Genomic DNA, 13,211 nt, shown 5'->3' with positions numbered 1-13,211 from the left:
GCTTCGTATATTCCTCACGGGCCACACCTGGGGTACATTCCAAATCCGCTGACGTCGCCCAGGCCGTCCAACCGGCCCTTCAAGGATCCCCAATGACTCACCACCCATCAGCCGATCAGATCATCGACCTTTACCACCGCCACGCCTCGACTTGGGATCGACTGCGCGGTGATGATCTGACTGACCACAAATGGATCGAACGTTTTCAGGCGCTGCTGCAGCCATCTGATGTGGTGCTTGATCTGGGCTGTGGTTCTGGCCAGCCCGTTGCGCGATTCCTGATCGAGGCTGGCTTGTCGCTCGTCGGCGTGGATGCTTCCACGAAGATGCTTGCCATGTGCCGCGCACGTTTCAGCGAACAGCAATGGATTCACGCAGACATGCGCACGCTGCAAGTTGATCGCCAGTTCGCTGGCATCCTGGCCTGGAACAGTTTTTTCCATCTCAAGCCCGACGACCAGCGCCGGATGTTCCCGGTATTCCAGAAGCACGCTGCACCGGGCGCGTATCTGATGTTCACCAGCGGCCCGTCCCATGGCGAGGCGTTGGGCGAATTCGAGGGTGAAACCCTTTATCACGCCAGCCTGGATCCACACGAATATATAAGCCTGTTGCAGAAGCATGGTTTTGTGGTCCTCGATCACATCGTGGAAGACCCAGCATGTGGCGGCCTGACGGTGTGGCTTGCCCGCTCCTGCCTTGGAGTATAATTGTATTGGTCATAACTACACTAAATAGTCATTTAGTTTAGTTATATAAGGCAAGTAGTCCAGTCACTGTCTTGCAACTTTTTCACTAATTCTTCACTGCCCTCACACTTTTTGCTGCCTAGGATTCGCCGACAATTTGCCTGTCCGCAGAGTCAGCCATGCATCAGAGAAGAACCGATCAACGCGCGCTTCTGTTACTGCTTGCCACTACTGCCGTTTTATTGATGTTTGGCCTGGGGAGTCGCGAACTTTGGGGGGCAGAAACTCGCTGGGCGAACATTGCCCTGCAGATGCTGCAAAGCGGCGACTACTTTGACCCGTACCTCAAGGGTGGCGCCTATTACGACAAACCTCTGCTGTCCTACTGGCTGATCACTGCCAGCGCCTGGTTGACGGGGGGGCTGGGGCCTTGGTCTCTGCGCCTGTCCTCCGTCATCGCGGCGTGGTTCAGTGTTTGGCTGATCTATCTGCTCGGCGAACGCCTGTTCCGCAAAGGCACCGGATTGGTGGCTGGCTGGATGTTGGCCACGACCTTCTACTTCGTGTTCTGGGCACGGGTCGCCACCGCCGACATCCTGACGGTTTGCGGCGTGCTGGCAGCGGTCTGGTGGTACTGGCGCGGGCCGGACGATACCCGTTTCTGGCGCTATGTCGGGTTCTTCGGGCTGTTGGCGTTGACCTCGCTGTTCAAGGGCCTGATCGGCTTCATCCTGCCAGGTCTGGTGTTACTGCCGCACCTGCTCAGTGAAGGCCGTTGGCGCCGCCACCTTAACCTGCGCCTGCCGGCTGCGCTGCTGCTGGCCGGAGCGCTGTACATGCTGCCGTTTCTACTCTCGCACCTGTACGGCGCGCCCAATTACGGCGAAAGCGGCCTGGGGCTGGTACTGCGGGAAAACGTGGTGCGGTTCTTCCAGCCATTCGACAACCTGGGGCCGATCTACACCTATCTGGTGTACCTGCCGGTCTACACCCTGCCCTGGGCGCCCTGCTGGATCATTGCCGTGTGGGTCGCCGTACGCCACTGGCGGCAGATCGAGCCGGATACCCGCTGGCTGATTCAGGCGCTTGGCCTGCTGATGCTGTTCTTCACCGCCAGTGGCAGCAGGCGCAGCTACTATGTGCTGCCGCTGGTGCCGTTCGCACAACTGCTCGGTGCCTGGTGGATCACCCGCCGCATGGCCCTGCGCGAGGCCGCCGGGCGGCGTCTGCAGGCCGGTTTCGCAGTCACCGCCGTGTTGCTGTTGGCGGTGCTGGGCATTCTGGTGCCCTGGAGCAATGGCGGTGGCGGCGTGATTCGCTTCGGCGAGGCTGTGCGTGAGCAGGCGAGTCGTCAGGCACCGCTGGCGCAATGGCAGCTGGTCATGGTCGAGGTGGATAACAAGGTGCCGATGTACCTCCAAACGGGTGGTGCCCCCTTCTACTATGTGGCGCAGACCGAGGATTACCCACGCAGTGGCGACACCGCCAGCTTGATGGCCTGGCTGGATCGTACCAGCGGCAAGCACTGGGACCCGCAGCGCACGATCATCGTCGCGCATTACCTTCACGGCGAGGCGCCACCCTTTGGCTACCTGGAAAGCGATCACCAGGTTGTCACCACCCTGCCCAGCCGTGGCGAACAGTGGCTGCACGCCCGTGATGAGCAAAGCGTGGCCTATATTCCCAAGGCCTGAGTCAGGGCCCCTGCTCGGCTCTAAACCTGCAACTAATGGCGACTTTAGGTCAACTACCAGCACAGTGTTACAGCTATCCGAATGGATGTTTAAACGTATTAAATTTGTTAGTAGGTTCACACTTCGTTCAGCAACCTGAACCTTAGCTGTCTGTGTTTGCAATGTAATGATTACGCGACCCTTTTTTTATACTTCTTTCACAAAATCGAGCATAACCTTGGCTGGATAAGCCCCTGACGATCACGACGACATGGATGACCGAGCCCCTGCAGAAAAAACCTGACCTGGCGCAACACAACAACTTTTAGCCTGTGCAGTCGATGCAAAAAACTTCTTTGCGTCTACGCTGGCAATTGAACCAATGAAATCAATAGGTTCTGTCATTTTTCCTGTATCACCGAGGTGCTCATGAGTGAGGCGTTTCTCCCTTTCTCTCGTCCAAGTATGGGCGAAGAAGAAATTGCGGCTGTCGAAAAAGTCCTGCGTTCGGGCTGGATCACGACCGGGCCACAGAACCAGGCACTTGAAGAGCAGTTCGCGCAGTACGTCGGTTGCCGCCATGCGGTGGCCCTGTCATCGGCCACCGGCGGTATGCACATCGCCTTGCTGGCACTGGGTATCGGCCCGGGGGACGAAGTCATCACCCCGTCGCAGACCTGGGTGTCCACGGCCAACATGATCTCCCTGCTCGGTGCCACGCCGGTGTTCGTCGATGTCGATCGCGACACCCTGATGACCGACGCGTCGCGCATCGAGGCTGCCATCACCCCGCGGACCAAGGCCATCATTCCGGTGCACTACGCCGGCGCTGCCTTTGACCTCGACCCGCTGTACGCACTCGCCGACAAGCATGGCATCGCCGTCATCGAAGACGCCGCCCATGCTGCCGGCACCCGCTACAAAGGCAGCCATGTCGGCGCCAAAGGTACAGCGATCTTCTCGTTCCACGCGATCAAGAACATGACCTGCGCTGAAGGCGCGATGTTCGTCAGCGACGACGAAGCCCTGGCCAGCCGCGTGCGCATGCTCAAGTTCCACGGCCTGGGTGTCGATGCCTACGATCGCATGACCCATGGCCGCAAGCCCCAGGCCCAGGTTATGGAGCCCGGCTTCAAGTACAACCTCGCCGACATCAACGCCGCCATTGCCCTGGTGCAGCTCAAGCGCCTGGACGCGATCAACGCCCGCCGAACCGAACTTGCCGCCCGCTACCAGCAACGCTTCGAATGCCTGCCAGTGCAGCCCCTGGCCGTGCCGACTGCCTATCCGCAGCAGCACGCCTGGCACCTGTACATCCTGCGCATCGACAGCGAACGCTGTGGCCTGGACCGCGAAACCTTCATGAAAGGCCTGCAGGAGCGCGGTATCGGCACCGGCATCCACTTCATCGCCACCCACTTGCATACCTGGTACCGCCAGCGTGATCCACAGCTGTCGCTGCCGAACACCGAATGGAATTCGGCGCGGCTGTGCTCCATTCCGTTGTTCCCAGATATGACCGACCAGGACCAGGACCGTGTCGTCACCGCCATTGAACAGCTTGTGGGAAATCGCTCGTGAGACCTTACCCGATCCATTGCGTGTCCATCGTCATCCCGGTCTACAACGAGCAGGAAAGCCTGCCCGAGCTGCTGCGGCGCACAGGCGCAGCCTGCCAGCAGCTGCGTCACCCCTATGAAATCGTGCTGGTCGACGACGGCAGCCGCGACGACTCGGCGCAAATCCTCGAAGACGCCGCCCAGGCCGACAACAGCCCGTTCGTTGCGGTCATCCTCAACCGCAACTACGGCCAGCACGCGGCGATCATGGCCGGTTTCGAACAGTGCAAGGGCGACGTGGTGATCACCCTCGACGCCGACCTGCAAAACCCGCCTGAAGAAATCCCGCGCCTGGTCGCCGAAGCCGAACGTGGTTTCGATGTGGTCGGCACGGTGCGCAGCAATCGTCAGGACTCGGCCCTGCGCCGCTGGCCGTCGAAGGTGATCAACTACGCGGTCAAGCGCTCCACCGGCGTTGCCATGAGCGACTACGGTTGCATGTTGCGCGCCTACCGGCGCACGGTGATCGACGCCATGCTCGCCTGCCGCGAGCGCAGCACCTTCATCCCGATCCTGGCCAATAGCTTCGCCCGCCACACCACCGAGATTCTGGTGACCCACGCCGAGCGTGAACACGGCGACTCGAAATACAGCCCGATGCGCCTGATCAGCCTGATGTTCGACCTGATCACCTGCATGACCACCACGCCGTTGCGCCTGCTGAGCATCGTCGGTTTCAGCATGGCCGCGCTCGGCGTGCTGTTCGCCTTCGCGCTGATCGTGCTGCGCCTGGCGTTTGGCCCGGGCTGGGCCGGTAATGGCCTGTTCGTGCTGTTCGCCGTCTTGTTCGTGTTCACCGGTGGCCAGTTCATCGGCATGGGCCTGCTCGGCGAGTACCTGGGGCGCATGTACAGCGACGTCCGCGCCCGCCCGCGGTTCTTCATCGAAAAAGTGCTGCGCAGCGGTCCGCCGCCTGTGCCGGCGCAAAGCGTCACCGTTGATGGTTTCACTTCCACTACTTCTGGTCAGGTTCACTCATGAGTGCAAAAACGGTTGTCTTCGCGTACCACGATATCGGCTGCGCCGGCATTGAAGCCCTGCTCGACAGCGGCTATGACATCGCAGCAGTGTTCACTCATGCCGACGATCCCAAGGAAAACACCTTCTACGCCTCGGTCGCACAACTGTGCGCCCGCAAAGGCATCCCGGTGCATGCGCCGGAGGACGTCAACCACCCGCTGTGGGTCGAACGCATCAGCCAGCTCGACCCCGACTACCTGTTCTCGTTCTATTACCGCAACCTGCTGAGCGAACCGCTGCTGGCCACCGGCCGCAAAGGCGCGTTCAACCTGCACGGCTCGCTGCTGCCGCGCTACCGCGGCCGTGCACCGGCCAACTGGGTGCTGGTCAACGGCGAAACCGAAACCGGCGTGACCCTGCACCGCATGGTCAAGCGCGCCGATGCCGGCGCCATCGTCGCCCAGCTGCGGGTGGCCATCGAACGCAGCGACACCGCGCTGAGCCTGCATGGCAAGCTGCGCGCCGCCGCCGCCGACCTGCTGCGCGACACCTTGCCGAACCTGTGCCAGGGCAAGGTCAGCGAAACCCCACAGGATGAGTCGAAGGCGACCGTGTTCGGCCGCCGCACCGCAGCCGATGGCCGCCTGGACTGGCAAGCGCCTGCCGAAACTTTGTTCAACCTGGTGCGCGCGGTGACCCAGCCCTACCCTGGCGCCTTCTGCCAGGTTGGCGAGCACAAGCTGATCGTCTGGAGCGCCGACGTGGTCAAGGGCAACGAAGGCCTGGCCCCAGGCCGGGTCATCAGCACCGAGCCGCTGCGCATCGCCTGCAGTGAAGACTCGCTGGTGATCAACGCCGGCCAGCGCAATGACAACGGCCTGTACCTGAGCGGCCCGCAACTGGCCAATGAACTGGGCCTGGTCGAAGGCTCGCTGCTGCGTGGCGCCGACGCCCGCCGCGGTGCTCGCCGCACCCGGGTATTGATCCTTGGCGTCAACGGTTTCATCGGCAACCACCTGTCCGAGCGACTGCTCAGCGATGAGCGCTACGAAGTCTACGGCCTGGACATCGGCTCCGACGCCATCGAGCGCCTGCGCAACCACCCACGCTTCCACTTCGTCGAGGGCGACATCAGCATCCACTCCGAGTGGATCGAGTACCACATCAAGAAGTGCGACGTGGTGCTGCCACTGGTAGCCATTGCCACGCCGATCGAATACACCCGCAACCCGCTGCGCGTGTTCGAGCTGGACTTCGAAGAGAACCTGCGCCTGGTGCGCTACTGCGTCAAATACAACAAGCGCGTGATCTTCCCGTCGACCTCGGAAGTCTACGGCATGTGCCAGGACCCGAACTTCGACGAAGACAGCTCCAACCTGGTGGTCGGGCCGATCAACAAGCAGCGCTGGATCTACTCGGTGTCCAAGCAGTTGCTCGACCGGGTCATCTGGGCCTATGGCCAGAAAGGCCTGAACTTCACCCTGTTTCGCCCCTTCAACTGGATGGGCCCGCGTCTGGACCGTCTGGACTCGGCGCGTATCGGCAGTTCCCGGGCCATCACTCAGCTGATCCTGAACCTGGTGGAAGGCACGCCGATCCGCCTGTTCGACGGCGGCGCGCAGAAGCGCTGCTTCACCGACATCGCCGACGGTGTCGAGGCCCTGGCACGGATCATCGACAACGACAACGATGCCTGCAACGGCCAGATCATCAACATCGGCAACCCGGACAACGAAGCCAGCATCCGCCAGCTGGGCGAAGAGCTGCTGCGTCAGTTCGAAGCCCACCCGCTGCGCAGCCACTTCCCGCCGTTCGCCGGGTTCCGCGACGTCGAGAGCAAGGCGTTCTACGGCGGCGGCTACCAGGACGTGTCCCACCGCAAGCCGAGTATCGCCAACGCCAAGCGCCTGCTGAACTGGGAGCCGACCGTGGAGATGCGCGAAACCATCGGCAACACCCTGGACTTCTTCCTGCGTGAAGCGATGCGCGAGATCGAGGCCCGCCCGGCAGAAGAAGTACGCTGATGCAGGCAGGGTTGCGCATCGATGTCGATACCTACCGCGGCACCCGTGAAGGTGTGCCGCGCCTGTTGGAGCTGCTCGACGAGGCGCAGGTCAAGGCGACGTTCTTCTTCAGTGTCGGGCCGGACAACATGGGGCGCCACTTGTGGCGCCTGATCCGCCCGCAGTTCCTGTGGAAGATGCTGCGCTCCAATGCCGCCGGGCTGTACGGCTGGGACATTCTCCTGGCTGGCACCGCCTGGCCCGGCAAGCCGATTGGCCGCGACCTCGGGCACCTGATGCGTCAGGCCCGGGACGCCGGCCATGAGGTCGGCCTGCACGCCTGGGACCACCACGGCTGGCAGGCCAATGCCGGGCACTGGAGCCTGGCGCAGCTGACCGAGCAGATCCGCCAGGGCGTCGACACCCTCAGTGACATCCTCGGCGCACCGGTGGACTGTTCGGCCGTCGCCGGCTGGCGTGCGGACGAGCGGGTCATCGAAGCCAAGCAGGCCTTCGGCTTTCGCTACAGCAGCGATTGCCGGGGTGCTGGCCTGTTCCGCCCTCGCCTGGCCGACGGCTCACCAGGGGCGCCGCAGATTCCGGTGGACCTGCCGACCTTCGACGAGGTCGTCGGCCCGCAGGTGACTGCCGCGCAGTTCAACGCATTCATCCTGGGGCACTTCCGCCCACAGGCACTCAACGTCTACACCATCCATGCAGAGGTAGAAGGGATTCTGATGGCCCAGGACTTCCGCCATTTGCTGGCCGACGCACGCCAGCGCGAAATTACGTTCAAACCCTTGGGCGAGCTGCTCCCCGCCTCGCTCGACACGTTGCCCGTTGCCAGTGTGCAGCGCGGCGTCCTGCAAGGCCGTGAGGGCTGGCTGGGAGTGCAAGGCTCATGAGCAGACGCTGGACGCTACCGCTGCTGCTCGGCCTGTTCGTACTGGCCTTCCTGCTGCCACTGGGCGGCCATGGCTTGTGGATCCCCGACGAAACCCGCTACGCCCAGGTCAGCCAGGAGATGCTGCTGACCGGCAACTGGGTCTCGCCCCACTTCATGGGGCTGCGCTACTTCGAAAAACCTGCCGCCGGCTACTGGATGATCGCCCTCAGCCAAGGGCTGTTCGGCCAAAACCTGTTCGGCGTGCGTTTTGCCTCGGCGCTGAGCGTCGGACTGAGCCTGATCCTGTGCTACCTGGTGGCACGCCGGCTGTGGAACGACCCGCGCAAGACCTTGGTCTGTACCCTGATCTACATGAGCTTCTGCGTCATGGTGGGCCAGGCCGTCTATGCCAACCTCGATCCGCAGTTCACCCTGTGGGTCAACCTCAGCCTGGTGGCCCTGTGGTTCGCCGTAGACAGCCGCCGCAACGGCCAGCGCCTTGCCGCCTGGGCGGTACTGGGGCTGGCCTGTGCCATGGGTTTCATGACCAAGGGCTTTCTTGCCTGGCTGCTGCCGGTGCTGATCGCGCTGCCTTGGATGCTCTGGCAAAAACGCTGGCGTGAACTGTTGGTATTCGGCCCGGTGGCCGTGGTGGTGGCGATCGTCGTCAGCCTGCCTTGGGTGCTGGCGGTGCATCTGCAGGAGCCGGACTACTGGCGGTTCTTCTTCTGGCATGAGCACATCCGCCGCTTTGCCGGTGACGATGCCCAGCACAGCGCGCCCTTCTGGTACTACCTGCCGCTGCTGGTGGCCTACAGCCTGCCCTGGATCGCCATGCTGCCGCCGGCCCTGAAACAGGCCTGGCAGAGCCGTACCCAGGCCAAGGTCGTGTTCCTGCTGCTGTGGCTGCTGATGCCGTTGCTGTTCTTCAGCCTGAGCAAGGGCAAGTTGCCGACCTACATCTTCCCGTGCCTGCTGCCATTGGCCCTGCTGATCGGGCACGCCGTGGAAGAACGGCTGCGCCTGCATGAAGGCCGCGCGCTGGGCATCAACGGTTGGCTCAACGTGGTGATGGGCGTGGTCGCCCTGATCGCACTGGCCTGGCTGCAATTGAAAAAGCCGGCGTATGTCCACGAACCGGCCGGTTTGCTGCTGATGGGCGTGGCGATGGTGGGGTGGACCGTCGCCAGCCTGGCCCAGGCCTTGTCGCCGCTGCGCTGCTGGGCGGCTCCGGTGGCCGGCAGCCTGCTGCTGATGGCCCTGCTGCCGGCGGCAATGCCCAAATCGGTGGAGGGCAACAAGATGCCCGACCAGTTCATCCTGCAGCACCTCGACGAACTGGCAGGCGCCTCTCACCTGATGAGCAACGACCTCGGCGCGGCATCGGCACTGGCCTGGCGCCTGAAACAGCCGAACGTGGTGTTCTACAACACCGTCGGCGAGCTGAAGTACGGCCTGGCGACTCCAGAAGGCGACGGTCGCCGGTTGAACGACAAGAACGTTCGCCAGTGGGTCGACGACGCCCGCCGCACGGGCACGGTCGTCGTGGTGATGCGGGTCAAAGGTGAGGATGAGCAGCGTGAGCTTGCCCTGCTGCCTGAGGATGGCACCCGCTATCACCAAGGCAAGATGGTGATCCTCATTCTGCCAAGAGTATCGCCATGAGCTGGCTGCTGCTGTTGACGGCCTGCCTGCTGACCTGCCTGGGCCAGGTGGCGCAGAAGTTCGCCGTGGAAGGCTGGCGTGGGCAGTCGGGGCCGTGGACGGACAAGTTGCGTTCGCCCTGGCTGTGGCTGGCCCTCCTCGCCCTCGGCAGCGGTTTGCTGGTCTGGCTGCTGGTACTGCAGCGCATGGAGGTGGGTATCGCCTATCCGATGCTCAGCCTGAATTTCGTGGTGATCACCCTGATCGCCCGCTTCGGCTTCCATGAACCGGTCGATCGCCGTCACTGGCTGGGGGTGGCCCTGGTCATCGCCGGAGTCGCGCTGCTGGGGCAGCAATCATGAATCAGCGCCTTGGCATCGCGTTCGCCCTGGGTAGCGTGCTGCTGGTCAGCGGCGCCCAATTGGCCATGCGCTGGAGCATGACCCGCCTGCCGCAGCCTGGGCAGTGGCTATCGACGCTGACCGGCCAGGGCGTCGATGCCCTCGCCGTGGCCGTGGTGCTGGCGGCGATCGCCGCCTATAGCCTGTCGATGTTGTGCTGGCTGCTGGCCCTGCGTGATCTGCCGTTGGGCCGGGCCTACTCGCTGCTGAGCCTGAGCTACGCCCTGGTTTACCTGTTGGCGGCCAGCCTGCCGCTGTTCGACGAATCCTTCAGTTTGAGCAAATCACTGGGCGTGGCACTGGTCATGCTCGGCGTCATTACGATCAATACGCGTCCAGCCCGTTCGCCCGCATTAAGGAGTGCTCCATGAAAATTACAGTGTTTGGTAGCGGGTATGTCGGCCTGGTGCAAGCCGCGGTACTGGCCGAAGTCGGCCATGATGTGGTGTGCATGGATGTCGATGAGAAGAAAGTCGAGTTGTTGCGCCAAGGCCATGTCAGCATCTTTGAACCGGGCCTTTCGAGCCTGGTGCGCGAAGGCCTGGATGGCGGCCGCCTGCAATTCACCACCGATGAAAAGCTCGCCGTCGAGCATGGCCGCGTCGCCTTCATTGCCGTCGGCACCCCCTCCTGCGCAGATGGCTCGGCGGACCTGAAGTATGTGCTGTCGGTCGGCGACGCGGTTGCCCGCCACCGCCAGCAACCGTTGATCCTGGTCGAAAAATCCACCGTGCCGGTCGGCACCGGTGACACCCTGCGTGCGCACATCAGTACCGCGCTCAAGGGCCGCGAGCTGCGCATCGATATCGTGTCCAACCCGGAGTTCCTCAAGGAAGGCTCGGCCGTCGCCGATTGCCGTCGGCCGGACCGTATCGTCATCGGTTGCGAGGGTGAAGACGTGCGCGATGTCATGCGCGACCTCTACTCACCGTTCAACCGCAACCATGACCGCATCATGTTCATGGACCTGCGCAGCGCCGAGCTGACCAAGTACGCTGCCAACTGCATGCTCGCCACCAAGATCAGCTTCATCAATCAGATCGCCGAACTGGCCGAGCACCTGGGCGCCGATATCGAATCGGTGCGCCAGGGCATCGGTGCCGATTCCCGCATCGGCTACCACTTCATCTACCCCGGCTGTGGCTATGGCGGCTCGTGCTTCCCCAAGGACATGCGTGCGCTGATCCATAGTGCCGAGCAGGTGCATTGTTCCAGCGACCTGCTGCAGGCGGTCGAGGCGATCAACGAACGCCAGAAGCACAAGCTGTTCGAGCGCATCCATGCGTTCTACAACGGCGACCTTGCAGGCAAGACCTTTGCCGTCTGGGGGCTGGCGTTCAAGCCCAACACCGACGATATGCGCGACGCCCCCAGCCGGGTGCTGCTCGAGTCGCTGTGGGCGGCCGGTGCCAGTGTGCGCGCCTTCGACCCCGAGGCCATGCAGGAAACCCAGCACCTGTATCCGGATGAAGAGAAACTGATGCTGATGGGGACCCCGGAATCGGTGCTGTCCGGCGCCGACGCGTTGATCATCTGCACCGAATGGCAACAGTTCAAGGCCCCGGATTTCGAGCTGATCCAGCAACGCCTGAAGGCACCGGTAATCTTCGACGGGCGCAACCTCTATGACGCCGAGCGCCTGTCGCGTAAAGGTTTCAAGTACTTCCCGATCGGCCGAGGCGATTCCTGCCAGTTGCCGGTTTCCCCACAATTGCCGCGCCAGGGTTCAAAAGCAGCGTGAAAACACTGCCACTCACCATTCGCCGGCAGTCCCTGCTTGCAGGGCTGCTGGCGCTGCTGCTGTTCTGCGCCGGGGTGTACGGGCAGGCGCCGATCGGCTTCGACTCACGCTTCGTGCTGTTTGCCCAAGAGATGCTGCGCCATGGGCCGACGGTGTTCCCGACCACCTACGGACACCCCTATGCCGACTACACCTCGCTCTCGACACTGTTCATCTGGCTGCTGTCACTGCCGTTCGGGGCGGTCAACGGCCTGAGCGCCTGGCTACCCAGTGCCATCGCCGGCGCGGTGATCGTGACCCTGATGTACCGGCTGCTGGCACCGTTCTCGCTGCGCTGGGCGTGGAGCAGCATTGCCCTGCTGCTGCTCACCGTCACCTTCGTCACTGAAGTCCGGGCCGTGTCCCAGGACCTCATGCTGGCGGCCGTCGCCTTCAGCGTGTTCTACCTGGGGTACGCCCACGACCAGCATGCCGCCGGGCGGCGCTGGCCGCTGGTGTTCGCCTTGTTGCTGTTGGGGTTTGGCATTCGCGGGCCGATCGGCCTGGTGGTGCCGACCGGCATGCTGTGCAGTTACTACTTGCTGACTGGTCAATGGCGGCGGATGCTGCTGCTTGGGGTGCTGGCCAGTCTGCTGCTGGTCGCCAGTGTCGGCCTGCTGCTGTGGCTAGCAAAGGCCAGCGGCGGCCAGGCGTTTCTGGATGATGTGATTCGCATGCAGTTCATGGGGCGCATGGACGGCAGCGAGGGGGCCAGCAGCCCGCTGTACTACTTCTCCAGCGCGATGGGCAACTATGCACTGGCCTATCCATTGGCACTGCTGGCACTGGTCGCCGCCTGGCTGGGCCGTGCGCAGTTGCAGGGGCCGGCGTTGCGCCTGGTCGGTTACTGCGCGGCTGCCGCACTGCTGGTCATGGTCGGGCTGTCGATCCCCCTGGCCAAGAAAGCCCGCTACCTGCTGCCGATGCTGCCGATGGTTGCGATCATTGCCGCCTATCCGTTCCAGGTGGCCCAGGGGCGCTTGTTCGCCTGGCTGCGCGGTGCCATCCAGGGACTCTGGCTGCTGATGCCGGGGATGATGATGATTGCCCTGCTGGTGGCCCAGCGCCGTTTCCCCGAGGAAACCGGTTCCGTCACGGTGCTGATGGTAGTGCTGGCGGCGTTGCAGTTGGGGGCGCTGTCGCGTCTGGTGCAGCCTCGCTGGCGTGCCGAGGTCAGCGCCGGCTGTGCGGTCATGGCGTTGTGGCTGGTGTATGTCACGGTGGTCGAGCCGGTGGAGCGTCGCCTGTATGACACCCGCAGCTTCACCCTGGCCGTGCTCGCCCAGGTTTCGCAGCAACCTGCCCCGCTGGTGCTGCACCGTCTGGGCCAGGATGCCAAGGCCATCAAGTTCATGGTCAACCTCGACCAGGACCTGCGACCGCTGTTCACCGAGACCCCCTCACAACTGCAGGCCGTGCAGGGGCCGGCGTGGCTGATGATGGATCGACACGACTTCCAGGCCCTGCAAGGCACACCGATGCATGCGCTGCAGCCGCAAATCAGTGGACGCTTCGACAATAACGACTATGTGCTGGTGTACCTCGGGCATTGAACA

At 63.1% G+C, this 13,211-nt stretch carries 11 protein-coding genes; all 11 read left to right on the top strand.

Annotated features, from left to right (window positions below; all coding sequences use genetic code 11):
* Nucleotides 1-92: 92 nt before the first annotated feature.
* The 11 genes from ACLEJU_RS14090 to ACLEJU_RS14040 all read left to right on the top strand — a co-directional run bounded on the left by ACLEJU_RS14090 (nucleotide 93) and on the right by ACLEJU_RS14040 (nucleotide 13,208).
* A complete protein-coding gene (locus ACLEJU_RS14090) occupies nucleotides 93-710 on the top strand; it encodes a class I SAM-dependent DNA methyltransferase (RefSeq protein WP_435423758.1) in 618 nt (205 codons plus the stop codon).
* Nucleotides 711-868: 158 nt separating this feature from the next.
* Nucleotides 869-2,383, top strand: coding sequence for an ArnT family glycosyltransferase (locus tag ACLEJU_RS14085; protein WP_435423759.1), 1,515 nt, complete (start codon nucleotides 869-871; stop codon nucleotides 2,381-2,383).
* Nucleotides 2,384-2,791: 408 nt separating this feature from the next.
* A complete protein-coding gene (gene arnB, locus ACLEJU_RS14080) occupies nucleotides 2,792-3,943 on the top strand; it encodes a UDP-4-amino-4-deoxy-L-arabinose aminotransferase (RefSeq protein WP_435423760.1) in 1,152 nt (383 codons plus the stop codon).
* A complete protein-coding gene (gene arnC, locus ACLEJU_RS14075) occupies nucleotides 3,940-4,962 on the top strand; it encodes an undecaprenyl-phosphate 4-deoxy-4-formamido-L-arabinose transferase (protein WP_435423761.1) in 1,023 nt (340 codons plus the stop codon). Before arnB ends, arnC begins: the two co-directional genes overlap by 4 nt.
* The gene (gene arnA / locus ACLEJU_RS14070) at nucleotides 4,959-6,965 is read left to right on the top strand and encodes a bifunctional UDP-4-amino-4-deoxy-L-arabinose formyltransferase/UDP-glucuronic acid oxidase ArnA (protein ID WP_435423762.1); all 2,007 of its coding nucleotides are present in this window, start codon (nucleotides 4,959-4,961) and stop codon (nucleotides 6,963-6,965) included. The genes arnC and arnA overlap by 4 nt, the downstream gene beginning before the upstream one ends.
* A complete protein-coding gene (gene arnD / locus ACLEJU_RS14065) occupies nucleotides 6,965-7,849 on the top strand; it encodes a 4-deoxy-4-formamido-L-arabinose-phosphoundecaprenol deformylase (RefSeq protein ID WP_435423763.1) in 885 nt (294 codons plus the stop codon). The genes arnA and arnD overlap by 1 nt, the downstream gene beginning before the upstream one ends.
* The gene (arnT, locus tag ACLEJU_RS14060) at nucleotides 7,846-9,495 is read left to right on the top strand and encodes a lipid IV(A) 4-amino-4-deoxy-L-arabinosyltransferase (RefSeq protein WP_435423764.1); all 1,650 of its coding nucleotides are present in this window, start codon (nucleotides 7,846-7,848) and stop codon (nucleotides 9,493-9,495) included. The genes arnD and arnT overlap by 4 nt, the downstream gene beginning before the upstream one ends.
* Nucleotides 9,492-9,836 carry a 4-amino-4-deoxy-L-arabinose-phosphoundecaprenol flippase subunit ArnE gene (gene arnE, locus ACLEJU_RS14055; RefSeq protein WP_435423765.1) on the top strand — a complete coding sequence of 115 codons (345 nt, stop codon included), beginning with the start codon at nucleotides 9,492-9,494 and terminating at the stop codon, nucleotides 9,834-9,836. The genes arnT and arnE overlap by 4 nt, the downstream gene beginning before the upstream one ends.
* Nucleotides 9,833-10,246 carry a 4-amino-4-deoxy-L-arabinose-phosphoundecaprenol flippase subunit ArnF gene (arnF, locus tag ACLEJU_RS14050; protein WP_435423766.1) on the top strand — a complete coding sequence of 138 codons (414 nt, stop codon included), beginning with the start codon at nucleotides 9,833-9,835 and terminating at the stop codon, nucleotides 10,244-10,246. Before arnE ends, arnF begins: the two co-directional genes overlap by 4 nt.
* Nucleotides 10,243-11,616 carry a UDP-glucose dehydrogenase family protein gene (locus ACLEJU_RS14045; RefSeq protein ID WP_435423767.1) on the top strand — a complete coding sequence of 458 codons (1,374 nt, stop codon included), beginning with the start codon at nucleotides 10,243-10,245 and terminating at the stop codon, nucleotides 11,614-11,616. The genes arnF and ACLEJU_RS14045 overlap by 4 nt, the downstream gene beginning before the upstream one ends.
* Nucleotides 11,613-13,208 carry an ArnT family glycosyltransferase gene (locus ACLEJU_RS14040; RefSeq protein WP_435423768.1) on the top strand — a complete coding sequence of 532 codons (1,596 nt, stop codon included), beginning with the start codon at nucleotides 11,613-11,615 and terminating at the stop codon, nucleotides 13,206-13,208. Before ACLEJU_RS14045 ends, ACLEJU_RS14040 begins: the two co-directional genes overlap by 4 nt.
* Nucleotides 13,209-13,211 lie beyond the last annotated feature (3 nt).

Origin of the sequence: Pseudomonas sp. SMN11 (assembly GCF_052041945.1) — a bacterium.
Classification (GTDB): domain Bacteria; phylum Pseudomonadota; class Gammaproteobacteria; order Pseudomonadales; family Pseudomonadaceae; genus Aquipseudomonas.
Note: the sequence above shows the minus strand (reverse complement) of the source record. Positions and strands in the feature narration are given on the sequence as shown.